Annotated in this window: 29 protein-coding genes; 12 read left to right on the forward strand and 17 right to left on the reverse strand. The window is 61.3% G+C overall.

Annotated features, from left to right (window positions below):
- Window positions 1-26 precede the first annotated feature (26 nt).
- Entirely contained in the window at window positions 27-1277 is a 1251-nt protein-coding gene (gene ilvA / locus ACSQ3I_RS23865; RefSeq protein ID WP_436003085.1) for a threonine ammonia-lyase, read from the forward strand.
- 88 nt (window positions 1278-1365) lie between these two features.
- On the forward strand, window positions 1366-1686 hold the full coding sequence (locus ACSQ3I_RS23870) for an HlyU family transcriptional regulator (protein ID WP_436003087.1): 321 nt from the start codon (window positions 1366-1368) through the stop codon (window positions 1684-1686).
- Window positions 1687-1701: 15 nt separating this feature from the next.
- Here the strand turns inward: ACSQ3I_RS23870 and ACSQ3I_RS23875 are convergent, their stop codons facing one another.
- Window positions 1702-2478: an SDR family NAD(P)-dependent oxidoreductase gene (locus tag ACSQ3I_RS23875; RefSeq protein WP_436003089.1), complete on the reverse strand. Its 777-nt coding sequence runs from the start codon at window positions 2476-2478 to the stop codon at window positions 1702-1704.
- A gap of 110 nt (window positions 2479-2588) precedes the next feature.
- Here ACSQ3I_RS23875 and ACSQ3I_RS23880 point away from each other — a divergent pair, with 110 nt between their 5' ends.
- A complete protein-coding gene (locus ACSQ3I_RS23880) occupies window positions 2589-3173 on the forward strand; it encodes a TetR/AcrR family transcriptional regulator (protein WP_436003091.1) in 585 nt (194 codons plus the stop codon).
- A 54-nt stretch (window positions 3174-3227) separates the two neighbouring features.
- On the opposite strand, the gene ACSQ3I_RS23885 is transcribed toward ACSQ3I_RS23880, so the two are convergent.
- Entirely contained in the window at window positions 3228-3845 is a 618-nt protein-coding gene (locus ACSQ3I_RS23885; protein WP_436003093.1) for an FMN-dependent NADH-azoreductase, read from the reverse strand.
- Between the two features lie 138 nt (window positions 3846-3983).
- On the opposite strand from ACSQ3I_RS23885, the gene ACSQ3I_RS23890 reads away from it, so the two are divergent.
- A complete protein-coding gene (locus ACSQ3I_RS23890; protein WP_436003095.1) occupies window positions 3984-4949 on the forward strand; it encodes a LysR family transcriptional regulator in 966 nt (321 codons plus the stop codon).
- Window positions 4950-5065: 116 nt separating this feature from the next.
- On the opposite strand, the gene ACSQ3I_RS23895 is transcribed toward ACSQ3I_RS23890, so the two are convergent.
- From ACSQ3I_RS23895 to ACSQ3I_RS23910, 4 genes are all read right to left on the reverse strand, one after another.
- Complete coding sequence (locus ACSQ3I_RS23895; protein WP_436003097.1) at window positions 5066-5545, reverse strand: hypothetical protein; 480 nt, start codon at window positions 5543-5545, stop codon at window positions 5066-5068.
- 226 nt (window positions 5546-5771) lie between these two features.
- On the reverse strand, window positions 5772-6347 hold the full coding sequence (locus ACSQ3I_RS23900) for a hypothetical protein (protein ID WP_436003099.1): 576 nt from the start codon (window positions 6345-6347) through the stop codon (window positions 5772-5774).
- Window positions 6348-6502: 155 nt separating this feature from the next.
- A complete protein-coding gene (locus tag ACSQ3I_RS23905) occupies window positions 6503-6838 on the reverse strand; it encodes a PilZ domain-containing protein (RefSeq protein WP_436003100.1) in 336 nt (111 codons plus the stop codon).
- 107 nt (window positions 6839-6945) lie between these two features.
- Window positions 6946-7407, reverse strand: a complete 462-nt coding sequence (locus tag ACSQ3I_RS23910) for an Lrp/AsnC family transcriptional regulator (protein ID WP_436003102.1) — start codon at window positions 7405-7407, stop codon at window positions 6946-6948.
- 156 nt (window positions 7408-7563) lie between these two features.
- On the opposite strand from ACSQ3I_RS23910, the gene ald reads away from it, so the two are divergent.
- From ald to ACSQ3I_RS23925, 3 genes are all read left to right on the forward strand, one after another.
- Window positions 7564-8682 carry an alanine dehydrogenase gene (ald, locus tag ACSQ3I_RS23915; protein ID WP_436003104.1) on the forward strand — a complete coding sequence of 373 codons (1119 nt, stop codon included), beginning with the start codon at window positions 7564-7566 and terminating at the stop codon, window positions 8680-8682.
- 255 nt (window positions 8683-8937) lie between these two features.
- Entirely contained in the window at window positions 8938-9573 is a 636-nt protein-coding gene (locus ACSQ3I_RS23920) for a LysE family translocator (RefSeq protein ID WP_436003106.1), read from the forward strand.
- Window positions 9574-9704: 131 nt separating this feature from the next.
- On the forward strand, window positions 9705-11213 hold the full coding sequence (locus ACSQ3I_RS23925; RefSeq protein ID WP_436003108.1) for a helicase HerA domain-containing protein: 1509 nt from the start codon (window positions 9705-9707) through the stop codon (window positions 11211-11213).
- Window positions 11214-11216: 3 nt separating this feature from the next.
- On the opposite strand, the gene ACSQ3I_RS23930 is transcribed toward ACSQ3I_RS23925, so the two are convergent.
- Window positions 11217-11651, reverse strand: coding sequence for a TA system VapC family ribonuclease toxin (locus ACSQ3I_RS23930; RefSeq protein WP_436003110.1), 435 nt, complete (start codon window positions 11649-11651; stop codon window positions 11217-11219).
- Window positions 11648-11875 (reverse strand): CopG family transcriptional regulator, encoded by a 228-nt coding sequence (locus ACSQ3I_RS23935; RefSeq protein WP_436003112.1) that lies wholly within the window; start codon window positions 11873-11875, stop codon window positions 11648-11650. Before ACSQ3I_RS23935 ends, ACSQ3I_RS23930 begins: the two co-directional genes overlap by 4 nt.
- Window positions 11876-12140: 265 nt before the next feature.
- Between ACSQ3I_RS23935 and rpsD the strand changes: the two genes are divergently transcribed.
- From rpsD to ACSQ3I_RS23955, 4 genes are all read left to right on the forward strand, one after another.
- A complete protein-coding gene (gene rpsD / locus ACSQ3I_RS23940) occupies window positions 12141-12758 on the forward strand; it encodes a 30S ribosomal protein S4 (RefSeq protein WP_436003114.1) in 618 nt (205 codons plus the stop codon).
- A gap of 75 nt (window positions 12759-12833) precedes the next feature.
- Window positions 12834-13763 (forward strand): glutaminase, encoded by a 930-nt coding sequence (locus ACSQ3I_RS23945; protein ID WP_436003116.1) that lies wholly within the window; start codon window positions 12834-12836, stop codon window positions 13761-13763.
- Between the two features lie 116 nt (window positions 13764-13879).
- Window positions 13880-14770 (forward strand): tRNA 2-thiocytidine(32) synthetase TtcA, encoded by an 891-nt coding sequence (ttcA, locus tag ACSQ3I_RS23950; protein ID WP_436003118.1) that lies wholly within the window; start codon window positions 13880-13882, stop codon window positions 14768-14770.
- Window positions 14760-15584, forward strand: coding sequence for an inositol monophosphatase family protein (locus tag ACSQ3I_RS23955; RefSeq protein WP_436003120.1), 825 nt, complete (start codon window positions 14760-14762; stop codon window positions 15582-15584). Before ttcA ends, ACSQ3I_RS23955 begins: the two co-directional genes overlap by 11 nt.
- A gap of 77 nt (window positions 15585-15661) precedes the next feature.
- On the opposite strand, the gene ACSQ3I_RS23960 is transcribed toward ACSQ3I_RS23955, so the two are convergent.
- The 8 genes from ACSQ3I_RS23960 to ACSQ3I_RS23995 form a co-directional block, all read right to left on the reverse strand.
- Window positions 15662-16867: a multidrug effflux MFS transporter gene (locus ACSQ3I_RS23960; RefSeq protein ID WP_436003208.1), complete on the reverse strand. Its 1206-nt coding sequence runs from the start codon at window positions 16865-16867 to the stop codon at window positions 15662-15664.
- A 132-nt stretch (window positions 16868-16999) separates the two neighbouring features.
- Window positions 17000-17335, reverse strand: coding sequence for a Grx4 family monothiol glutaredoxin (gene grxD, locus ACSQ3I_RS23965; RefSeq protein ID WP_436003122.1), 336 nt, complete (start codon window positions 17333-17335; stop codon window positions 17000-17002).
- 139 nt (window positions 17336-17474) lie between these two features.
- A complete protein-coding gene (locus ACSQ3I_RS23970; RefSeq protein WP_436003124.1) occupies window positions 17475-18026 on the reverse strand; it encodes a hypothetical protein in 552 nt (183 codons plus the stop codon).
- A gap of 31 nt (window positions 18027-18057) precedes the next feature.
- A complete protein-coding gene (locus tag ACSQ3I_RS23975) occupies window positions 18058-18291 on the reverse strand; it encodes a hypothetical protein (protein ID WP_436003126.1) in 234 nt (77 codons plus the stop codon).
- Between the two features lie 34 nt (window positions 18292-18325).
- Window positions 18326-18559, reverse strand: coding sequence for a BolA/IbaG family iron-sulfur metabolism protein (locus tag ACSQ3I_RS23980; protein WP_436003128.1), 234 nt, complete (start codon window positions 18557-18559; stop codon window positions 18326-18328).
- An 18-nt stretch (window positions 18560-18577) separates the two neighbouring features.
- On the reverse strand, window positions 18578-20818 hold the full coding sequence (gene purL / locus ACSQ3I_RS23985; protein WP_436003130.1) for a phosphoribosylformylglycinamidine synthase subunit PurL: 2241 nt from the start codon (window positions 20816-20818) through the stop codon (window positions 18578-18580).
- A 175-nt stretch (window positions 20819-20993) separates the two neighbouring features.
- Window positions 20994-21575: an acyloxyacyl hydrolase gene (locus ACSQ3I_RS23990; RefSeq protein ID WP_436003132.1), complete on the reverse strand. Its 582-nt coding sequence runs from the start codon at window positions 21573-21575 to the stop codon at window positions 20994-20996.
- 130 nt (window positions 21576-21705) lie between these two features.
- Entirely contained in the window at window positions 21706-23124 is a 1419-nt protein-coding gene (locus tag ACSQ3I_RS23995; RefSeq protein WP_436003134.1) for a PLP-dependent aminotransferase family protein, read from the reverse strand.
- 92 nt (window positions 23125-23216) lie between these two features.
- Between ACSQ3I_RS23995 and ACSQ3I_RS24000 the strand changes: the two genes are divergently transcribed.
- Complete coding sequence (locus tag ACSQ3I_RS24000; RefSeq protein WP_436003136.1) at window positions 23217-23498, forward strand: DUF1127 domain-containing protein; 282 nt, start codon at window positions 23217-23219, stop codon at window positions 23496-23498.
- A 107-nt stretch (window positions 23499-23605) separates the two neighbouring features.
- Here the strand turns inward: ACSQ3I_RS24000 and ACSQ3I_RS24005 are convergent, their stop codons facing one another.
- The gene (locus ACSQ3I_RS24005) at window positions 23606-24010 is read right to left on the reverse strand and encodes a hypothetical protein (RefSeq protein WP_436003138.1); all 405 of its coding nucleotides are present in this window, start codon (window positions 24008-24010) and stop codon (window positions 23606-23608) included.
- Window positions 24011-24079: the final 69 nt, after the last annotated feature.

The following is a 24079-nucleotide window of genomic DNA, read 5'->3' on the forward strand; positions in this document are numbered from 1 at the left end:
ATTGGAACGCAACGGACGCTTTTTCCATGACCAAAGCCGAGATCAACAACGCCGCCGAGGCGATGCGCGGCCTCTTCCCCGCGACACCCCTACAGCTCAACGATTACCTCAGTGCCCGCTATGGTGCGGAGATCTGGCTGAAACGCGAAGATCTTTCGCCGGTGCGCTCGTACAAGATTCGCGGCGCCTTTAATTTCTTCCGCAAGGTGATTGCTGACGGCGGCACAGAAAAGGTTTTCGTCTGCGCTTCGGCCGGCAACCACGCCCAGGGTTTTGCTTATGTTTGCCGGCATTTCCAGGTGCATGGCGTGGTGTTCATGCCAGTGACGACGCCGCAGCAGAAGATCGACAAGACGCGGGCCTTCGGTGGCGAATACATCACCATCCGGCTGTTCGGCGACTTTTTCGACCAATGCTATGCGGCGGCAAGACGGCATGTGGAGAAGATCGACGGCGTCATGGTGCCGCCCTTCGATCATCCAGATATCATCGAGGGGCAGGCAACGGTGGCCGCTGAAATCGTCGAGCAGCTGCCGGAGGGGGTGATCCCGGACATGGTGATCATGCCGGTCGGCGGCGGTGGCCTGTCGGCGGGCGTGACGGGTTACCTCAAGGATGACGTTGCGCCCGGCGCGTTCGTCTTTGCCGAACCCTCCGGCGCGCCGAGCCTGCGGCGTAGCCTGGAGGCCGGAGAGGTGGTGCCGCTGAGCAAGGTCGACAATTTCGTCGATGGCGCCGCGGTGGCGCGGATCGGCGATCTCAATTTTGCGGCCCTCAAGGGTTTCTCACCGGAGCAAGTTCTGCTGCTCTCGGAAAACGCCATCTGCGTGACGATCACCGAAATGCTGAATGTCGAAGGCGTGGTGCTGGAACCGGCAGGCGCCCTCTCGATCACGGCGCTGGAGGCGATCGGCAAGAAGCGCCTCGCCGGCAAGCGTGTCGTCGCTGTGGTGTCCGGCGGCAATTTCGATTTCGAGCGGCTGCCTGATGTCAAGGAGCGCGCCATGCGCTATGCCGGGCTGAAGAAATACTTCATCCTCAGGCTGGCGCAGCGGCCCGGTGCGCTACGTGATTTCCTCAACCTTCTCGGTCCCGAGGACGATATCTCCCGGTTCGAATATCTGAAGAAGTCGGCCCGCAACTTCGGCTCCATTCTCATCGGCATCGAAACAAAGAATTCCGGCAATTTTGCCGAACTGATCGAGCGTTTCGAAAATGCCGGCATGGGATACGAGGACATTACCGAAAACGAGATCATCTCCAATCTGATCATCTGAACAGGCCCGCGGTGACGCCCTTTTGGCGGGGCGGAAAGCCGGCAGCAACGCCCTTTTGGGGGCGGAAAGAATGTGTTAGGACAAAAGCATGTCTATTCTGTCGAATATTTTTTCCCTGTTTTCCGGTGGCCCCAAGGCCGAGCAATCTTCCGCCGTCAGCGCCGAAGCGCAGACGCATGGCGATTGCACGATCCACCCGACGCCGCAGCGCGAAGGCTCGCAGTTCCGTCTGGCGGGCCGGATCGAAAAGCAGGTGAACGGCGAGACGCTCGTGCGGACTTTCGTCCGCGCCGACGTGTTTTCCACCGCGGATGATGCGGTGGAGTTTACCGTGCGCAAGGCACGGCAGATCATCGACCAGAACGGTGCCGGCCTGTTCGCCGATGGCGAGAAAAGCCGGCAGGTCTGATCCCGGTAGCGCCGCTCAGGCGGCCCGGAAGATCTTTGCGCCCGAGGGAGCGCTGGTGGCGCCGCCATCGACGGTGATTTCAATCCCCGTGACATTGAGCGAATCGTCCGAGGCCAGGTAAAGCGCCGCCTTGGCGATTTCGTCTGCCTCGCTCATGCGGCCGAGCGCACTCATGCCGCCGATGCGGGCTTCCAGCGCATTCATGGCGTCGTCCGTCGGTGCAAGCGCCGACCAGATCGGCGTTCTCGTGCCTCCCGGCGTTACCTGGTTGACGCGGATGCCGCGGGGCGCAAGTTCGGAGGCGAGATTGCGCGCCATGGCGCGCACGCCGCCTTTCGCGGCGGCATAAGCGGACCAGCCGGGCATTCCAAGGACAGCATGGACCGAACCGTTGAGGATCACCGATCCTTGGTCGTTCAGATGCGGCAGGGCGGCCTGGACGCTGAAGAAGACCCCGGTGAGATTGGTGCGGACAATCTGCTCGAACTGTTCGAGAGCTGTCTGGCCAAGCGGCGTGGCGCCGCCGATGCCGGCATTGGCGAACAGGATATCGATTCGGCCGAGTTTTTCCGCTGCCGTTGCGAATGCCGTTTCCAGCGATGCCGCATCGGTAACGTCGGCGCGAAGCGCCAGCACGCCGTTGCCGAGTTCCTCCGCTGCCCTGGCAAGTGTTTCGGCATTGCGGCCGACGATTGCCACTTTCGCACCTTCCGCAGCAAAAACCTTCGCCGTGGCGAAACCGATGCCGCTATTGCCGCCGGTGATGACGGCTACCTTGCCCTGAAGACGCATGTTCAAACTCCGCTTGGATCCGTTGATGATTTGGATTATGATTGTAATCCATAAATAAGGATTATGATTATAATCTATTTCTGTCAAGGGATCGGTGAAGGAGATTCGCGATGGCCCGTTCACAAAAGGAAAAGCAGGAGACCCATGAGCGGATCGTCCAGATCGCCGCACGCCGGTTGCGCGAGGAGGGGCTGCAGGGCGTCGGCGTTGCCGATCTGATGAAGGAGGCCGGCTTGACGGTCGGCGGCTTCTACAAACATTTCGGCTCCCGCGACGATCTGGTCGCCGAAGCGATGCAGGCGGCTTTCGAAGGATCGACACAGGCAATGGCGAAGGGCGGAAAATCGTTTGCTGAATTGACCGCCGGCGAATTTGCCGAGATCTATCTCAGCGAAAGTCATTGCGCCGGGCCGAGCGAGGGCTGTGCTTTCGCCATGCTGACCTCCGACCTCGGACGCAGCGACGACAAGACGCGTGCCATCGCCACGGCGCGGTTGCAGCGCAATTTCAGAGCGTTTGAAGGCAGGGTCGCCGGGGAGGATGAAGCGGAACGACGGCGTCAGGCGATTGTTGCGGTCTGCGCCATGGCCGGTGCCGTGGGGTTGGCGCGGGTCAGCGACGATGCTGCTTTGTCGAAGGACATCCTCGATGCGGTCAAGAGTTTTGTGACCGGGATGGGTAAGGATGGAGCATAGACACAAAAACGGCCGGGAAAACCCGACCGTTCTGTTTTCGGACATTGTGCCGGATCAGGCGGCGAGCGCCAGTTCCTTGGCGCGGGTCTGCGCGGCGGCAATGGCCTTTTCCGCAGCTTCCGGGCCGTAGGCGAGGCCTTCGACATAAACCACCTCAACATCGGTGATGCCGATGAAGCCGAGGACGGTCTTCAGGTAAGGCACGGCATGGTTCATCGCGGCAGTCGGACCATCGGAATAGACGCCGCCGGATGCGAGAACGAGATAGGCCTTCTTGCCGGTGGCGAGGCCGATCGGGCCATTTTCGGTGTAGGTGAAGGTCAGGCCGGCGCGGGCGATATGGTCGATCCAGGCCTTCAGCGACGAATAGATGTTGAAGTTGATCAGGCCGGTGCCGATGACAAGCGTGTCGGCGGCCAGCAGTTCGGCAACCAGTTCATCGGAAACGGCGGCAGCCTTGGCTTCTTCAGCGTTGCGCTGGTCGGCCGGCTTGCGGATGGCGGCAGCGAAGACGCCGTCGATATGCGGTAGCGGCTGGCTGACGAGGTCGCGATGGACGATGGACTTGGAGCCGGCCTGGGTGCTCAGCTTGCCGGCGAGATCGGTGGCCAGCTTGTTCGACAGCGAATCGGCACCGCGCGGGCTGGATGTGACGAGGAGGATGTTCGACATAGTCTTTTCCTTGAAATCTTTGGGTCTGGAGGCGGCGCGGGCAGGGGAACCGCGTCTTCGAGATGAAAGATAGGAGTGGATTTCCATCCAAAAAACCGGGATAATATCGAAGTTTATTATCGAGGTTTTGGATAAGTCATGGAAGCGAACCCGACGCTCGACCAGCTGCAGGTGTTTCTCGCCGTCGCCGATACCGGCAGTTTTTCCGCTGCTTCGCGGCAGCTGAACCGGGCACAATCGGTGATCAGCTATACGATCGGCAATCTTGAAACGCAGCTGGACGTGGCATTGTTCGAGCGCAGCGGCGCACGGCAGCCGAAGCTGACGGAGGCCGGCAAGGCAATGCTTTCCGACGCAAGGCGCATCGTCGCCGACCTGCAAGTGATGCGGGCGCGGGCGAAAAGCCTGAAACAGGGGCTGGAAGCCGAGGTCAGCGTCGCCATCAGCGTCATGGTGCCGACGCATGCGGTGGTCGATGTGTTGCGTGAATTCCGTGAAATGTTTCCGTCCGTCGGGTTGAGGTTGAATGTCGGCGAACTCGGCACCGTGATGGACATGGTGCTGAGCGATCAGGCGTCCATCGGCATCGGCGGTGCGCTTTTGCAGCACGACGATGCGTTGCTGGCGGAAAAGATCGGCCATTCCTTCATGATGCCGGTGGCGAGTGCCGAACATCCGCTGGCGCGCATTGCCCGCCCGTTGACGGTGGCGGACGTGCGCGAGGAGGTTCAGCTCGTCGTGACCGACGCGTCCGGCCGCACCCGGGGCCGCGATTTCAATGTGCTGTCCTACAAGACATGGCGGGTCAGCGACATGGCGACCAAACTCGATCTGGTGCGCGGTGGTTTGGGTTGGGGCGGTATTCCCGCTTCGCTGGTGCGGCAGGATCTTTTGGAGGGCAGGCTGGTGCACCTCAAGCTCGATGCCTACGAGCAGGGCGAATATCCGCTCTACGCCATCCGCAAACACTCGAACCCGCCGGGGCCGGCTGTTGCCTGGATGCTGGAGGCCTTTTCAAGCCGGCTGTCGCGCTGCCCCAGCCGCCAGGATTTCGTGGCGATGATGGCGGATGAGGCGTTGCCGTTGCAGCAAGCCGCCGAATGAAGCGGCATGCAAAGGGCTGACGCCGTTTCAGCGGCGACATTTTAACCTGAACAGTGCCTCCGACGGAGGCACTGTTCATTCGGAAGATTTTTGCCGTTCGGCGTCCGAGGCGGGTATCAGGCGTTCGGCTGCTTCTTGAACAGGCCGAGTTCCTTGAAGAACGGGTTGCTCCGAAGATACCGCCGCAGCGTGCTCGGCCAGGCGTGCTTGCCATCGAGATTGATGAAAAGCTTGTTGTTCCGTTCCTCGACCTTCCCCTGAAACCAGGCCATCTGATAGCAAAGAATGACCAGTTCGGAGCAATAGACGTTCTTGACCATGCCCTGGTGGTCTTCAAGGCGTTCGTTGTATTTCGTTAGCCGGGCATACAGGTCTTCGCCTGCCGTGCTGCTGCCGAAGGTGCTCTTGATGACCGCGCGCGTTTTACCGTAGTCGGCCGAACCCAGGATATTGCTGGCGACGCCGACCACCTTTTTCGTATCGGCGGCACTCATTTCCGGGTTGGGCCGAAACATGTCGGCCTCCTCGTTCCACATGTCGATGTGTTCGTTGAGGATGCCGCGTTTTGTCGCGTGGATCACCATCTGGCCGTCCACCACGATTCCGCAATGGGCAGGTTTGAAGGTATTGGTGTTGATTAATATATCCCCGGCCTTAACCTTGTCGCGTTTCATGCCAATATTTGGCTGATAGAAGACAACCATTGTGGGAACCTCGGTTTTGTAAAAATTTCTTTTATTTTACAACTATAACCGTTTGGCTCGAAAAGGGAATTCAGGCCGTGGTTCGCAGCCTTACTTTTTCTGGTAGTTTCCGGCGGTCCTAAGCCTTCTTGTATTCGCCGAGTTCCTTGAAGTTGGCGTTGCTGCGCAGATAGCGGCGCAGTGTGCTCGGCCAGGTGTGCTTGCCGTCGAGCTGGATGAACAGCCGATGGTTGGCGTTGATCGCATCGTTTTCGATCCAGGCAAGCTGGTAGCAAAGAATGACCAGCTCCGAGCAGTAGACGTGCTTGACAACGCCCTGATGGTTCTTCAGGCGTTCTCTATACTTGTTGAGGCGCGAGTGCGTGCCTTCGGCGGCCGTATGCGTGCTGAAGGTGCTCTTGAAGGCGGCTCGGCCGACGCCGTAGGTGGCGGAATCCTTGATTTCCTGGGCGATGCGCTCCAGCTTGGCCGCCTCGGCTGGGGTCAGGTCCGTGGCGGAGCGGAACATGTCGGCATTGTTGCCCCACATGTCGATGTCGTCGACCTTGATGCCCTTGCCGGTGGCGTGAATGACGTCCTGGTTCGATACCACGATGCCGCAGTGCGCCGGCGAGAATGTGTTGCTGTTGATAAGGATATCGCCACACTTGACGGTCGCGCGCTTGCCCGTATGCGGTGTGTAGAAAACTGCCATGTTAGCTCCCGCTTTCGCAGCGGGCGGGCATAGGTTGCCGCTGTGCCCGCAGATTCCCGAATGCTGCCGAAAATGCCACAAGCCCAGGAAATCGGGTAGACTTTTTCTGGTTGCTGGAAACGGCTTGTGACGAAGGCGGAGGCGTTTCCTTTGCTTCAGCGCAGGGATGTGGGGCGCACATCCTTGTGGAAGAAGCGGAAGTAGGAGCCGACCTGCGCGCGCGCGTTCGAATTTGGATTGAACTGGATGCCGAGGCGACCGCGATGGCACCAGCGCACCAGGCCTTCCAGATGACCGATATCGTCACCATAAAGCTTGATCTGGCTGCCGATGCCGGCATGAAGCGGGCTGGCGAGTTCCAGCGCGACGCCGTTGGTCGATAGATTCAGCACGCGGCCCTGGATTTCCTGAAGGCCGTATTTCACCTTCGCCATGACGCGGGTCGCCTTGCGTTGCGTCTTGCGGGTTTCCATTTTCAAGCCGTTGTTCATGCCCCACCCGGAAATAGTGTGATCGTTAGCGGCAAGACTAGGGCGAAAAGGTTGCAGCCTGCTTGCAAGAATCGCTCGGATTGTCTGCTTTCCCGCGATCGCACACGTCACAGCCCGACATTGGGACGGTCGATGATTTCCCGCAGCGCGAAGGACGAATTGATCTTGACGACGTGCGGCAGCGCCGAAAGCCAGTCGCGGTGGATGCGTTCGTAATCTTCCAGATCCTTGGCCGCGACGCGCAGGATATAGTCATACTCGCCCGACATCAGGTAGCAGACGAGCACGTTGGGACAGCGTTTGACCGCGACCTCGAATTCCTGCAGCGTCTTGGCGAACTGACCGGACAGCGAGATGTGGACGATGACCACCATCTTGTAGTCCAGCACCTTGTTGGAGAGGCGGGCATGATAGCCGCTGATCACCCCGGATTTCTCCAGGATATCGAGGCGCCGCGAACACGCCGATGCCGACAGGCCGACGCGTGCCGCAAGGTCGGCATTTGACATGCGACCATTCTGCTGCAGGATCCTCAAAATGGAAGCATCCATGGCGTCTATGTCCGACATTCGTCTTTCCTTCGAATTTTTAGCAATTTTCAGCAATAATATTCGAATTCTTGACGATGGGCAAAAGCTCTTTGCAAGGACATTGCGATCTCTTTCTGCTCTCCTGACGCTCCGCCCGAAACGGCGGAACATTCGGGAGACGAGGAGGAATATTACATGCGCGTCGGTTGCCCCAAGGAAATCAAGAACCACGAATATCGCGTCGGCCTGACGCCCGGAGCGGTGCGGGAATATGTGGCGCACGGCCACGACGTCCTGATCGAAACCAAAGCCGGTGCCGGCATCGGCGCCGATGATGCGGCTTACATCGCCGCCGGTGCGAAGATCGTCGGTTCGGCCAAGGAAATTTTCGAAAAGTCCGACATGGTCGTCAAGGTCAAGGAGCCGCAGCCCGCCGAATGGGCGCAGCTTCGCGATGGCCAGTTGCTCTACACCTATCTGCACCTTGCTCCCGATCCGGAACAGACCAAGGGCCTGCTGGCCTCGGGTGTTACCGCCATCGCCTACGAGACCGTTACCGACGAGCGCGGCGGCTTGCCGCTGCTGGCGCCGATGTCGGAAGTCGCCGGTCGCCTGTCGATCCAGGCCGGTGCGGTGGCGCTGCAGAAGGCCTATGGCGGTCGCGGCATCCTGCTCGGCGGCGTTCCCGGCGTTCTGCCGGCCAAGGTTGCCGTCATCGGCGGCGGTGTCGTCGGTCTGCACGCCGCGAAGATGGCTGCCGGCCTCGGTGCCGAAGTCACCATCATCGACCGTTCGCTGCCGCGACTGCGCCAACTCGATGATATTTTCGCCGGCCGCGTACGCACCCGCTACTCGACGATCGATGCGTTGGAAGACGAGGTTTTCGCCGCCGATCTGGTTATCGGCGCGGTGCTGATCCCCGGTGCCGCTGCGCCGAAACTGGTGACGCGCGAAATGTTGTCCGGCATGAAGAAGGGTGCCGTCATCGTCGATGTCGCCATCGACCAGGGCGGTTGCTTCGAGACCTCGCATGCGACGACCCATTCCGAGCCGACCTATGAGGTCGACGGCATCATTCACTATTGTGTCGCCAACATGCCGGGCGCCGTTCCGATCACCTCGGCGCATGCGCTGAACAATGCGACGCTGCAGCATGGTCTCGCCCTTGCCGATCGCGGCTTGCGGGCAATTGCCGAGGACAGGCACCTGCGCAACGGTCTCAACGTCCACAAAGGCCGCGTCACCAACCAGCCGGTTGCGGAAGCATTGGGTTACGAAGCCTATGCGCCGGAAAGCGTGCTGAACGTAGCGTAAGTTCTCTCGCGTTAGGTCAATCGAAGGAGGCGCCGGCTTCGTCCAAGGGGCCGGCGCCTTCGTTTGTGGATATGGCCCCAAAGTTTTCTTCTGTCATTCTGGGCTTGTCCCGAACATCACGGGCAGTGAGGGCTGCTATCGATCCGAAGCGCCAGCGTCGCAAGCCCTGCGGACGCCATACGGAAGTATCCCATTCTCTCTTGCCAAGCCCGCAAATCGGTGGCTTGCTCGGTCGATATCTGGGAGAGAACGCGCATGTCATTCGAACATTGGATTGCCTTCGTGGCCGCATCCGCCATTCTGCTGGCCATTCCCGGCCCGACGATCCTGCTGGTGATTTCTTATGCGTTGAGCCATGGCCGCAAATCGGCGACGGCGACCGTCGCCGGTGTGGCGCTCGGTGATTTTACCGCCATGACCGCCTCGATGCTTGGCCTCGGTGCCTTGCTTGCCGCGTCCGCTGCTTTGTTCACGGTGTTGAAATGGGTCGGCGCGGCCTATCTGATCTATCTTGGCATAAAGCTCTGGCGCGCGCCGGTAAGCGATCCCGGTGAAACCAAAGATGCGGAGCCGGCGAAGGAGCGGCCTTTGCGCATCTTCCTGCACACCTACGTCGTCACGGCGCTGAACCCGAAGAGCATCGTCTTTTTTGTCGCCTTCCTGCCGCAGTTCCTCGACCTGACGCGTCCGATCGCCATGCAGATGGTCATCTTCGAAACGACCTTCCTCGTGCTCGCCACGCTGAACGCCGCCGCTTATGGCCTGATGGCCTCGATGGCGCGGCAGACGATTCGCAAGCCGGCGGTCCAGCGTGTCGTCAATCGCACCGGCGGCTCCCTGATGATCGGCGCCGGCCTGCTTGCGGTCGGCTGGAAGAAGGCGGCCGCCTGAGCCGGGGCGAAACAACTGCAAAGGCCTGTGCATTTTTCGACTTCGCCGCAGAAACCCGCTGCATTCTTTGCTAAAGGATCTGCCGTTGGCTCTGCGGCGAGTCACTGAAAACAGCAAACGAGGAAAATTCATTGCAGGTCGGCATCGATATGGGTGTGGTTTCGGGCGGCGCCAGCGCGAAGCTTGATATCGAGGAGCTTCTTGCCACCCGCCTTCTGGTCCAGGGCAATTCCGGTTCCGGCAAGTCGCACCTGCTGCGCCGTCTTCTCGAGCAGTCCGCGCCGTGGGTGCAGCAGGTCGTCATCGACCCGGAAGGCGATTTCGTGACGCTTTCGGACCGGTTCGGGCACGTCGTCGTCGATGGCGAGCGCAGCGAAGCGGAACTGACCGGCATCGCCACCCGTATCCGCCAGCATCGCGTCTCCTGCGTGCTGACGTTGGAAGGATTGGAGATCGACCAGCAGATGCGCGCCGCCGCCGCTTTCCTCAACGGCCTGTTCGATGCCGATCGCGAGTTCTGGTATCCGGTGCTCGTCGTTGTCGACGAGGCGCAGATGTTTGCCCCCTCGGTTGCCGGCGAAGTCTCCGAAGACGCGCGAAAAATGTCGCTGGGCGCCATGACGAACCTGATGTGTCGTGGCCGCAAACGCGGGCTGGCGGGCGTCATCGCCACGCAGCGACTGGCAAAACTCGCCAAGAACGTCGCGGCCGAGGCTTCGAATTTCCTGATGGGCCGCACCTTCCTCGATATCGACATGGCACGTGCCGCGGACCTGCTCGGCATGGATAGGCGCCAGGCGGAAATGTTCCGCGACCTTAAGCGCGGCAATTTTGTTGCCCTTGGCCCGGCGCTGTCGCGGCGGCCGTTGCCGATCGTCATTGGCCAGGTGGAAACCTCGGCGCGGTCGTCGAGCCCGAAACTGATGCCGATGCCGGAAGCGCCGGCGGATGTCGAGGACCTGATCTTTACGCCCGACCCCGAAGAATTCAATCGGCCGATGGTCCGCCGCGCGCCGCCGGCGCCGCGACCGACGACCGATATTCTTGCCGAGCTTTCCCGCTCGGCACCGGCCGCCGTCGCCATGACGGAGCCGAAGGCCAGTGTGCCTGACATCTCCGAAGAGGAGAAGGAAACGCGGCTTGTCGCCGTGCTCTCGGAAATTCTCGGCGATCCCGAGGCTGCCTTCCGCTCCGATGCCGTTCTGTATCAGGAGTTTCTGGTTCGCGCCCGCATGCGCCGGATCACGGGTGCGCCGATGCCGCTCCCGGAGTTTCGCCGGCGCGTGGCCATCACGCGCTCCGGCGTCGACGAGGAGACTGCTGCCGGCGAATCCTGGGCCGGTGCCCTGGATCTCTGCGCACGCGTTTCCGAAGACCTGCAGGGCGTCTTCCTGCTTCTGGCCTGTGCGGCGATCAGGAACGAGGCCTGCCCATCGGATGCCCGCCTTGCCCGCGCCTACGGCACGCATTCCGCCCGCCGCGCCCGGCGGCTTCTCGGTTATTTCGAGGAGCAGGGCGTCGTCGTCGTCCACACGGATTTTTCCGGCAAGCGCATCGTTGCCTTCCCGGATATCGGAGCGGAGACGTCGCCCGGGGATGCCAATGCGCCGGACGAGCCGGGGCAATTGGCGGCGGAGTAGCGGCTAGGTTTCGATGACGTGCAGTGCCTCGTGACCGCCGATGACGGCATTTGCATTGATGCGGCGGTCGAAGGTGGCGAGCTTGCCGTTCTTGAAGCGTGCGAGGCCAAGTAGATAAATGTCCGTTATCGCGCCCGGCTTGCGGATCTCTTCGATATCGAAAATCGCTGGATCCAGTAGGCTGATGTCATCGCCCCAAAAGCGATGCTCCGTCATCTGGCGCATGTAGTTGAAAAGAGCGGCGATTTCGACCGGCTTTCCCGCCCAATTGGGATAGCGCGGATTGGACATGATCCGCAGCAGGCCGTTTTCGGTAAGTGGGCAACTCGCCCAATCCTTTCCTCCGACGGTTGAGAACCAGTTGAATGCCGGAGGGTGGTGGATGTGGCTCGAGTCGAGGAGAGGAATCAGAATGTTGACGTCGAGCAGATAGGTCACGGATATTCGTCGCGTAGGGCGTTGACGATTTCCGGCGTCACCGGCGTGTTGCCGGGTTTACTGAGGATAACAGGCACACCGTTCCGGACGACGATCAGCGGCGCGTTTTTCAGGCCGTTTCGCGCGATTTCGGTCATGACTTCGTCGAGGGTACGATTCTGCTTTTTGGCAATCGCCTCGGCTGCTTCCAGCACATCGTCATCGATCTTCAGAGTTGTCTGCATCGCTTTTCTCCAGCGTTGTTCTGAATATAGGCACATTTTCGCGACTTCTCAATGTGGACGCTGCTTGACATTCCCATGACACCGGCCTAAAGACCCCGCCAGCACCGGGCAGCAATGTCCGGTGTTTCATTTGACATGTCCCGTGGCCTTTCCGTTCGCGAATGTGAGAGGCCTGTCAGAACTTCCAAAACGAGGTTCAAAGGAGGGCGTGTTTCCTTGATCCGTGCCGGCAACGGTGCGGTGTAACGTTCTGAAAGGAAATGCGATGAGCAAGCGCGAATCGTCCAAGTACAAAATTGACCGCCGTATGGGCGAAAACATCTGGGGTCGTCCGAAGTCCCCGGTTAACCGCCGCGAATACGGCCCGGGCCAGCACGGCCAGCGCCGCAAGGGCAAGCTTTCGGACTTCGGCGTGCAGCTGCGCGCCAAGCAGAAGCTGAAGGGCTATTACGGCGACATCCGCGAAAAGCAGTTCCGCGCCACCTACGACGAAGCCAACCGTCGCAAGGGTGACACCTCGGAAAACCTGATCGGCCTGCTCGAGTCGCGTCTCGACGCGATCGTGTACCGCGCCAAGTTCGTTCCGACGGTCTTTGCTGCCCGTCAGTTCGTCAACCATGGCCACGTCACCGTCAACGGCGTTCGCGTCAACATCGGTTCCTACCGTTGCAAGGTCGGCGATGTCATCGAAGTTCGCCAGAAGTCCAAGCAGCTCGTTTCGGTTCTCGAAGCCGTTGCCCTGACCGAGCGTGACGTTCCGGATTACGTCGAAGTCGACCACAACAAGATGGTTGCGACCTTCGCCCGCGTTCCGACCCTGTCCGACGTTCCGTACCCGGTCGTCATGGAACCGCACCTGGTCGTCGAATTCTATTCGCGTTAATTTTCGCGAATCGGTATTCAAGATTTGGAAAGCCGCTCTTCGGGGCGGCTTTTTTATTGACGAGAGGGAGCGCGGATGCCGGATTTGCAGACCATCGTTGAAGACATTCACCAGGCACTTCTGCCGCGGCTCGGCGAAGGCGCCGTCGCCGATTACATTCCGCAGCTTGCGAAGATAAACCCGAAGCAACTGGGCATCGCCGTGGCCACCACCGGCGGAGAACTGCACCTGGCCGGCGATGCCGCCACGCCGTTCTCGATCCAGAGCATTTCCAAGGTGTTCATGCTGACGCTGGCGCTCGGCAAGGTGGGCGAGGGCATCTGGAAACGGGTCGGCCGCGAACCGTCCGGATCGCCGTTCAACTCCATCGTCCAGCTTGAGCGCGAAAACGGCATCCCGCGCAATCCCTTCATCAATGCCGGCGCGATTGCCGTCACCGATACCGTTCTGGCCGGTCACCAGCCGCGCGAGGCGATCGGCGAACTGCTGCGGTTCGTCCGATACTTGGCAGACGACGACACGGTATCCATCGACGATGCTGTCGCCCGCTCAGAGACGCAGACGGGGTTCCGCAATTTTGCGCTTGCCAACTTCATGCGCTCCTTCGGCAATATCGATCACCCGGTCGAGCATGTGCTCGGCGTCTATTTCCATCAATGCGCCCTGTCGATGACCTGCGCACAGCTCGCCCGCGCTGGCTTGTTTCTTGCCGCCCGCGGCGCCAATCCGCTGACGGGGCACACGGTGGTGTCCGCCAAGCGGGCGCGGCGCATCAACGCGCTGATGCTGATGTGCGGCCACTATGACGGCTCCGGCGAATTTGCCTATCGCGTTGGCCTGCCGGGCAAGAGTGGTGTCGGTGGTGGTATCCTCTGCGTTGCTCCCGGTGTTGCCTCGGTCGCCGTCTGGTCGCCGGGCCTGAACAAGGTCGGCAATTCGCTGCTCGGCTCGGAGGCGCTGGAAATGCTGGCGGCGCGCACCGGCTGGTCGGTTTTCGACATGTGAACCGCCGGTAGCGCGGCAAAGCGCGCTGCAAGGCAAAAACACCTTGATCTTGCGGTCCATAGCGGGCATTGCCTTTGCGCATCAGCCCGCAACGGTTTTGTCCGGAACGAGACGCCATGAACATCGCCATACCGGTCATCGACGAGCCGGATATTGCGGACGAGGCAGCCGAAGGCGGCGCCCATCCGCTGTTTGCCGAGGCCCCCCGCTCGGTGTCCTTCAACAAGCTGCGCAAGCGCCTGCTGCGACAGGCCCGCCAGTCCATCGAAGATTTCGGCATGCTGAAGGGCCAGAAGCGCTGGCTCGTCGGTGTTTCCGGCGGCAAGGACAGTTATGGCTTGCTGGCGCTGCTGCTCGACCTGAAATGGCGCGGGCTTCTGCCGGTCGACCTCATCGCCTGCAACCTCGACCAGGGTCAGCCGAATTTCCCCAAACATATCCTGCCGGAATACCTGACCAGCATCGGCGTGCCGCACCGCATCGAATATCGCGACACTTATTCGATCGTGAAGGAAAAGGTGCCGGCAGGCGCCACCTACTGTTCGCTCTGTTCCAGGCTGCGTCGCGGCAACCTCTATCGCATCGCCCGCGAAGAGGGATGCGATGCGCTGGTCCTCGGCCATCACCGCGAGGACATCCTCGAAACCTTCTTCATGAACTTCTTCCATGGCGGAAGGCTCGCCGGCATGCCCGCCAAGCTCTTGAACGACGAGGGCGACCTGATGGTGCTGCGTCCGCTCGCTTATGCGGCGGAGGACGACCTTGCCAAGTTTGCGGCGGCCATGCAGTTCCCGATCATTCCCTGCGACCTCTGCGGCTCGCAGGACGGCCTGCAGCGCAATGCCATGAAGGCGATGCTTGCCGATATCGAAACGCGCATGCCGGGCCGCAAGGATACGATGCTGCGTGCACTCGCGCATGTGAACCCTTCGCACCTGCTCGATCCGAAACTCTTCGATTTTTCCAGTCTGATGTCCGTTGAGAGGAATGTATCCGATGACCGTTGATGTGACTGCGCTTGCCGATCTGCTGCGTCGTGCGGCGAAAGCCGAAATCATGCCGCGCTTCCGGCGGTTGGGTGACGGCGATGTCCGCACCAAGACCGACGCCACCGACCTCGTCACCGAGGCGGATGAATCGGCAGAGCGGATGATGCGTGCCGAACTGGCGAAGACGCTGCCGAACGCCGTCTTCATCGGCGAGGAGTCCGTCGCCAGCGATCCGGACCTGCTCTACAAGCTGCCGGATGCGGAACTGGCGATCGTTGTCGATCCTGTTGACGGCACCTTCAATTTTGCCGCCGGCGTGCCGGCCTTCGGCGTCATGGCGTCCGTCGTCTGGAAGGGCGAGACGGTTGCCGGCATCATCTACGATCCGATGGGCGACGACTGGGTCATGGCGGAAAAGGGCGCTGGCGCCTGGCTGCGCCGACCCGAGGACAGCAATGCGCTGCGGTTGAAGGTCGCTGATCCTGTCGGGCTCGAGCATATGGTCGGCATGGCATCGACCGGCTACCTGGAGAAGAACGTGCGCGCCGAAGTGATGCACAGCCTTGCCAAGGTACGTTATGCCGCCAGCTATCGCTGCGCTGCTCACGAATACCGCGCTTTTGCCGGTGGCCACGTGCATTTCGTCATGTACAACAAGCTGATGCCCTGGGACCATCTGGCCGGCACGCTGATCTCGCAGGAGGCCGGCGCGTATGCTGCACGTCTCGACGGCTCGCCCTATCTTCCCAAGCATGTCGATGGCGGCCTGCTTCTGGCAACCGACAAGGAATCGTGGCAGCGCCTCAAGACCGAGGTTTTCGCCGCTATCTGACGGATCGGCACACCACAATGAAAAAGGCGCGGAACTTGCCGGTTCCGCGCCTTTTTGTTTGTCCAATAACTGCCTGATCAGACACGCGGATTGTGTGGGTGGAAGAGCTGCCCCTTCTCGCCGATCAGCACGAAGATCAGACCAACGATCGAGACGCTGAAGAAGCCGGCCACCATCGGCAACGCGGTGCCGTCGAAGGCCTGACCGATAGCCGCACCGATGGCGGCGCCGCCCACCGTGCTCATGAAGCCGAGCACGGAGGATGCGGTACCGGCTACATGGCCGAGCGGTTCCATGGCAAGCGAATTGAAGTTCGAGCCGATCCAGCCGAACTGGAACATCGCCAGGCCGAAGAAGCTGAGGAACAGCAGGAACGGCATGGGCTGCGGTCCGAACAACTGCACCAGCAGCCACAGGAAGGTGATGGCGATGAATCCCAGCAGCGAGGCATGCGACAGCCGGCGCATGCCGAAACGCCCGACCAGCCGGGAATTAAGGAAGGACGCGAAGGACATGAACAGCGCCACGGCGGCGAAGGCGACCGGGAACAGCACGCCCAGACCGTAGATGCCGACATAGATCTGCTGCGCCGAGTTGATAAACCCGAAGAGTGCGCCAAAAATGAAGGTGCTGGCGATGGTGTAACAGAGGGCAACACGGGTCGTCAGCACGATGCGGAAGCCACCGAGCACCGATGAGAAGGTGAAGGGGCGGACATCGGCGGGGTTCAGCGTCTCCGGCAGGCGCAGGTACATCCAGGTGGTGACGATCATTCCTGCGACAGCGATGAACAGGAAGATGAGGTGCCAGTTGCCGACCAGCATCACCGTCTGGCCGATGCCGGGGGCGATGACCGGAACGACCATGAACACCATCATGATCAACGACATGGCTTCCGCCATGCGCCGGCCGCCGAAGACGTCGCGGACGATCGACACGGTAATGACGCGGGTCGCGGCAGAGCCGACACCCTGGATGAAGCGCAGGGCGAGCATCAGCCCAAAGGACGGCACGGCGACGATGGCAAGGGCGGAAACGATGTAGATGATCAGGCCGATCAGCATCGGCAGGCGGCGACCGAACCGGTCGGACAGCGGCCCGTAAAACAGCTGTGCGATACCGAATCCGATGAGGTAGGCCGAAACGACATATTGCCGATGGTTCTCGTTCTCGACGCCGAGGCTGGCGCCGATCTCCTGAAGCCCAGGCAGCATGATGTCGATGGCAAGCGCATTCAACGCCATCAGGAACGCCATCATGACGATGAATTCGACTTTACCCATGCCCTTGAGCTGGGCGGGCATGGTTTCCGATGGAGATGTCACGATGGATATTCCCGAATAAAAGGTAAGGCGCCGTTATTATCCGGCGCCTTTGCAAAATTCCAATGAAAATTCGGAATGAGTCCGATGATATCAGGCGGCGCCGCGCACCGCGATGCCCTGCTGCTCCAGATGCGTCTGGAGTTCGCCGGCCTGGAACATCTCGCGGACGATATCGCAGCCGCCGAGGAATTCGCCCTTGATGTAGAGCTGTGGAATGGTCGGCCAGTTGGAATAATCCTTGATGCCCTGACGGATTTCCGCGTCGGCGAGCACGTTGATACCCTTGTAGTCGATGCCGAGGTAGTCGAGGATCTGGACCACCTGGCCGGAGAAACCACACTGCGGGAACTGCGGCGTGCCTTTCATGAAGAGCACCACGTCGTTGCTCTTGACTTCGTTGTCGATGAATTCGTTGATGCCGCTCATGAGGCTCTTTCCTTTCACATGCGGGTTCAAGATCCGCAGTTTGACAGTTCGGCTTAAATAGCAATGCCGCAAAATGAATTCCAGCGCTGTGACGAAAAAACGGCGCAGAACCGGCGAGTTTCAGCAGCTGGAAGCAGCGTTATTGTGTCGCGTCGCAGCGTTCTTCGCCGGTTTTGCTGATCTTGAGCGATTTCAGGTCAAGCTGCTTGCGTTCGGCAACCGCCGAGCCCATGCCGTTTGCCTGGTTTTCCGCAAAACTCGGGCAGTTTTCCGCGGTCGCTTCGCCGGTGCGCTCCCAGAAGGCGAGTTTGCCGCCGGAAACCTCGTACTCGTCGGCTGGAACATCCAGAACGCTTTTGCCGGTAGAGAGGTCGTAGACGACGAGATCGCCTTGCGGCCCGGTCGAGCGGGTGAGGATCAGGTATTTTCCGGTCTGATCGCCGTACCACAGGGGATCGCCCGGCTCACCGATGACAAGGTCGGCCTTGTCGGCATCGAAGCGGCAGGAAGCCGGCTTCTTCTTGCCCTTGAGTGCCGTCACCGCAAATTGCGCGCCGGCATCCTCGTCGTAGCTCTGCACTGCCACGGCATACTCTTTGTTGGCGTGGCATTCCACCTCGCCGGCGAAAACGGGCAAGGGCGCCAGAAGGCAAGCTGCAGCGAGAGAGGCGAATGTAATCGGTCTCGGCATGGCGTTTGATGTCCCGTGAAAAGGGAGGCTCTTATCGGTTGCGTTGCCGGCTGCGGCCAGCGGCGGTGCGACGGCGGCTGACCTGCTTTCTCGCTGGCTTGCGGGCGGCGGTCGAGGTCTTCTTGACGAAGCGCCCGGTCGTCGCCGACCGGGTCTGCCGCTTCTTGCGTTTCGTCGTCGTGCTCTTACGGGTACCCTTCTTCAGGATTTCCTTGAGCACGCTGTTCACGACACCCGTGACCAGCTCCTTCACCAGATCAGCCATGCGTTCCTCCCGCCGTCAGGGGCCGGTGTTGTGTTCAATCGGGTGCGCTGGTCTGCAGGGCGAGCGCGTGCAGCACGCCGCCCATGTTGCCCTGCAGGGCGTTGTAGACCATCTGGTGCTGCTGGACGCGGGTCTTGCCGCGGAATGCCTCGGCGACCACTTCGGCTGCGTAATGGTCACCATCTCCGGCCAGATCACGAATGGTCACCTTGGCGCCGGGGATGCCTGCGCGGATCATGTCTTCGATATCGCCGGGTTTCATGGGCATGTTGGGTCACTCCTCAGACTATTCAGCGGCGGCGACCGTTCCCGAGCCGCCCTCCATGAAGTCAGGGAACCACGATTCATGGGCCGAACGCAATTGCTCAATTGAAACAGGCCGTGCAGAACCCAATGTCACCCACGATCCGCCGGTGCGGCCGATCCACGGGCAGAAGACGCCGGCGGCTTCGGCGCGTTCGTGCACCTTGGTGAGATTGCTTTCCTTGACCGTGATCACGTAGCGGCCCTGGTCCTCGCCGTAGAAGACCGGGATCGGGTCGTGATCGTTGAGCTGGTTGAGATGGGCGCCGATGCCGGATGCCATCGCCATTTCGGCAACGGCGAGCGCGATGCCGCCGGAGGAGCAATCGTGTACCGCCGTCGCCAGACCGTCGGCAATCAGGCCACGAACGAAATCGCCGGCCTTCTTTTCATGGGCGAGGTCGACATGCGGGGCGGGGCCATCGGTGCGGCCATGGATGTCGCGCAGGTAGACCGATTGGCCGAGATGCGTGCCCCAGCTTGCCGGCGCGCCGGCGAGCAGGATCGCCTGGCCCTGTTCGGCAAAGCGGATGCGCGCCATCTTCGTCCAGTCCTTGAGCAGGCCGACGCCGCCAATGGTGGGGGTCGGCAGGATGCCCTGGCCGTTGGTCTCGTTGTAGAGCGAGACGTTGCCGGACACGATCGGGAAGTCGAGAGCGGTGCAGGCCTCGCCGATGCCCTTGATGGCATGCACGAACTGGCTCATGATTTCAGGGCGTTCCGGATTGCCGAAGTTGAGGTTGTCGGTCGCAGCCAAGGGCAGGGCGCCGGTGGCGGTGATGTTGCGCCAGCATTCGGCAACGGCCTGCTTGCCGCCTTCGTAGGCGTCGGCCTCGACATAACGCGGTGTCACGTCGGAGGAGAAGGCCAGCGCCTTCTTCGTATGGCCCTCGACGCGCACGACGCCGGCGTCGCCGCCGGGAAGCTGCACGGAGTTGCCCTGGATCAGCGTGTCGTACTGTTCGTAGACCCAGCGGCGCGACGAGTTGTTGGCGGAGCCGACGAGCTTCAGCAGCGTTTCGGCCACATCGGCCTGCGGAACGTCGTTGGTGGCCAGCGGTGCGGCGACCTTGGCCGGAGTCCAGGGACGGTCGTATTCCGGCGCCTGGTCACCCAGTTCCTTGATCGGCAGGTTGGCGACTTCTTCGCCCTGATGGATGACGCGGAAGCGCAGGTCGTCCGTCGTCTTGCCGACGATGGCGAAGTCGAGGCCCCACTTGACGAAGATCGCCTTGGCTTCCTCTTCCTTTTCCGGGCGCAGCACCATCAGCATGCGTTCCTGGCTTTCGGAGAGCATCATCTCATAGGCGGTCATGCGCTCTTCGCGCACCGGTACCTGGTCGAGATAAAGCTCGATGCCGAGGTCGCCCTTGGCGCCCATTTCGACGGCCGAGCAGGTCAGGCCAGCGGCACCCATGTCCTGGATGGCGATGACCGCGCCGGTCTTCATCAGCTCAAGGCAGGCTTCCAGCAGGCACTTTTCGGTGAAGGGGTCGCCGACCTGCACAGTCGGGCGCTTTTCCTCGATCGATTCGTCGAATTCGGCCGATGCCATGGTGGCGCCGCCGACGCCGTCGCGGCCGGTCTTGGCGCCGAGATAGACGACCGGCAGGCCGACGCCCTTGGCTTCCGAAAGGAAGATGGCATCCGATTTCGCAAGGCCGGCCGCAAAGGCGTTGACGAGGATGTTGCCGTTGTAGCGGGCATCGAACTCGACCTCGCCGCCGACGGTCGGAACGCCGAAGGAATTGCCGTAACCACCGACGCCGGCCACGACACCGGCCACCAGATGGCGGGTCTTCGGATGATCGGGCGCGCCGAAGCGAAGGGCGTTCATCGCCGCGATCGGCCGGGCGCCCATGGTGAAGACGTCGCGCAGGATGCCGCCGACGCCGGTTGCCGCACCCTGGTAGGGCTCGATGTAGGAGGGGTGGTTGTGGCTTTCCATCTTGAAGACGACGACGTCGCCGTCATCGATATCGACGACGCCGGCGTTTTCGCCCGGTCCCTGGATGACGCGTGGTCCCTTGGTCGGCAAGGTGCGCAGCCACTTCTTGGAGGATTTGTACGAGCAGTGCTCGTTCCACATGGCCGAAAAGATACCTAGCTCGGTGAAGGTCGGCTCGCGGCCGATCAGCGAGAGGATGCGTTCGTACTCATCCGGCTTGAGGCCGTGGGAGGCAATCAGGTCCGGCGTGATCGGGCGGGTGTTGGAAATGCTCATGGGTCTTGGGACATCCGTGCGATAGGGCGGCTTTTGGCGTCTCTTTAGCGCAGTTAGATGGACTGCGCGACAGGAAAATCAAACGCCGGCCCCACTATCCCGTCAAGGATCGCAAGGCCGGCGATTGTCATTCCGAAAGGCCTGCAAAACCGCCATGCGGTATGCAGGCAAGGGATTAGAACTTGTAACCGATGGCAAGACCGGCACGGGTCAGGCCGTTGTTGGTGTCGCCGCACAGGTTGGCGTGCGAGGAGTGTTCGATCTGAGCCAGCACGCGCCAGTTCTGCGTCACGTCGTAACCAACGGCCGCATATTCGCGGAACAGCGTGCGGCAGCCGAGTTTCGGACCGCGCGTGCCGTCATAGTCGAGATCGCCATTGTGGATCATGCCGCCGAAGCCGACTTCGAGGAAGGCCTTTTCCGTGATGTTGGCATTCCAGGCCAGACCGGTGAACAGCATGCTCGCTTCGCGGCTGTCGCTGGCAACGGTGCCGCCGACATAGACGCGCGGACGCAGGAGGTGTTCCTTCCAACCGACAGCCGTGTCGTTGTCGAAGGGATCGAAGAACATGGTCAGCTGGTAGAAGCTGCCGCGCTCGTCGTTGGTGCGGGTCTTGTCCACGGCGATCTGGGCGCCGAATCGCAGTTCGTCGAAGAACGGCTCGTCCGTCGCCGGCGCGCCTTCAAAGTCGGCTGCTATGGAGACAGAAGAAAGAAGAAGGCCTGCTACCACCGATACGGCCGAGACAGTTGCCATGCGCACTGCCAAAAATTTGCCGAATTGAAATGCCATTCCAGAAAAGCCCCCAAATCCCAGTTTGACTCGCCCTGATTTGCCGGACGTTAACACTTGCCTTTATCAATGGTAAAGGGCGGATATGCCACACTCATGAATAACTATCGTAGCCGGCCGATCCCGTTTCCAGGAGGCGGCGGACGATCTGGAATCCCTTGTCCGCTTCTTCGGCCGTGCTTTGCGTCGAGAAACCGATTCGAACGCGATGGAAGGCCTTGTCCGAACGCCCGGCCTTGAACTCGTCCTCGTCGTCGACCAGCACGCCTTCGCGGAAGGCGGCGTTCTTGAATATGCCGGAAAGCCATGGATCGGGAAGCTTCAGCCACAGGAACGGAATGCCTGCCGCAGCTGAAAATTCGAAACCGGAGAAGGTCCTGCGGGCATAATCCACCCGCGTCGAGAGTTCGGCGATCGCTTTCGTGCGGATTTCCGCGGCCTCGCCCGACAGCACCATGCGGGCGCAAAGCTCGGCCAGCAGGAAGGGCATGCCGCCCGTCACCATCTTGTGGGCGATGCTGACGCGGTGGCTGAAATGCGCCGGGCAGGCGACCCAGCCGCCGCGCACGCCGGCGGAAACGGATTTGGAGAAGCCGCCGACGAGGAACGTTCGCTCCGGCGCGAATTCCGTCAGAAGCGGTGTCGTATTGTCGCTCATGGCGCCGTAGAGATCGTCCTCGACCAGCCAGACATTGTGCTTGCGGGCAATTTCGCCGATCGCCCGGCGACGATCTTCCGGCATGCAGATGCCGGTCGGATTGTGTGCTGTCGGCATCAGGAAGGCGAGTTTCGGGTGCTGCTGGGCGCAGAGCCGCTCGAAATCGGCTGGCACCACGCCGTGTTCGTCCGATTCCACCAGCACGGTCCGCCGGCCGATCAGCCCGGCACTGCGACTGATCCGCGAGTAGGTGAGGTGCTCGAAGACGATCTTGTCACCCGGCACCGTCACGGCGGAGATCACCGCCATGATGGCGGCATGGGCGCCGAGCGCCGGCACGATGCTGTCCGGGGCAGGGCGCCAGTTGCCTTTTGCCAGCCAGCTGGCGCCGGCCTGAAACCAGTGCGACGGGAAAGTCCGGGTATAGCTGGTGATGTCGAGCGGATGATCGCGGGCAATATCCGCCAGGTTGCTGGCGACGGCCTCGCCCTGACCGACATCCGGCGCCGCCGTCGTGTCGAAACGGACGATGCCCGGCGGGGCGTCGATCGGCCGCGTGCCGGTCATCGCTGCCGTGACCGGATCGGGCTGGGCGGAATTCTGGTTCTGCGGCAGGGGCAACACGTAGGTGCCGCGCCCGACTTCGCCACTGACGAGGCCGCGTTCATGCACCAGCGAATAGGCGCGTCCGATGGTGCCGATGGTGACGCCGATATCGTAGGCGAGGTTGCGTTGCGGCGGCAATTTCGTCCCGGGCGACAATGTCCCTTCCGAAATTGCCGATTCAATGCTGTCGGCGAGGCGCACGTAAAGTGGGCCGGTGCCGGTGGAAAGGTCGGGAAGCCAATTTGTCATGATGACAATTCTCACTATTGTCACTGTTATTGAGTCAATTGTATCTCATTCCGTGTCGAATACAATATCGGTTTCAGGAAAAGCGGTGCAATATGGCCAGCACAGATCATTATGTGGGTGCAATAGATACAATTTATCCAGACGGCTATGCGCGGGAAAGGCTGTTTCGCGATACGGGCGAGATGCTGAACCCCGGGCCGGTGCACGGTGATGCGAGCCTGCTGAGCCGGCTATGGTCGTTTGTCTGCCTGTGGCAGCAAGAACGCGCCGGCCGCCTGGCCTTGCGCGAACTGACGGACGATCAGTTGCGCGATATCGGCGTGAGCCGAAAGGAAGCGGGAATCGAAGTCGCGAAATCCTACTTCTGGGATTGACGCATTTCCGGCCAGGCGACTGGAAAGAGTGGCCCGGCGCAGCCAGTCCCAGCCGGCGGCGCCGGGCCTTTCAAGGGCAATTATGGCTTGGAAGCAAAGGCCGCTCTTCAGCAGCCCTGTCCGCCGGCGGCCCAGCGGTTGACGTCCTTGGTGACGCGTGCGCCGACCGCTTCGCCCATCAGCGGACCAAAGGCCTCCAGCTTGGCGGGATTGCCTTCCGCATGAACCACCAGCAGCGGCCGCGCCTCCGGCCTGGTCTTGTGGACGACAAGGATGCGCGGACGACCAGAGAAGGAATTCAATTCCGGCGCCAGGCGGTAAGGCTTGAAGGCAGCGTCGCCCGACTTGAACCAGCAGGCATTGGCGCCCAGCGCCACGCGTTCCATCACCGGCAGTGCGGCCCGATTCGCGGCCGGCGGTGTTTCCGGCTTCGTCTGACAGGCAGCGAGTGCTGAAGCGGCGACAAGAATGCCGAAAATCGGGAGCGGGCGGAAAGGACGGAAAGTGGCCATGTCGGTCTCTGATCGATTGCTACATTACCGTTCTAGCAGTTCCATGGTTAAGCAGCCATTACCCGCGCG

The organism is Rhizobium sp. LjRoot30 (assembly GCF_964253915.1).
Lineage (GTDB): Bacteria > Pseudomonadota > Alphaproteobacteria > Rhizobiales > Rhizobiaceae > Metarhizobium.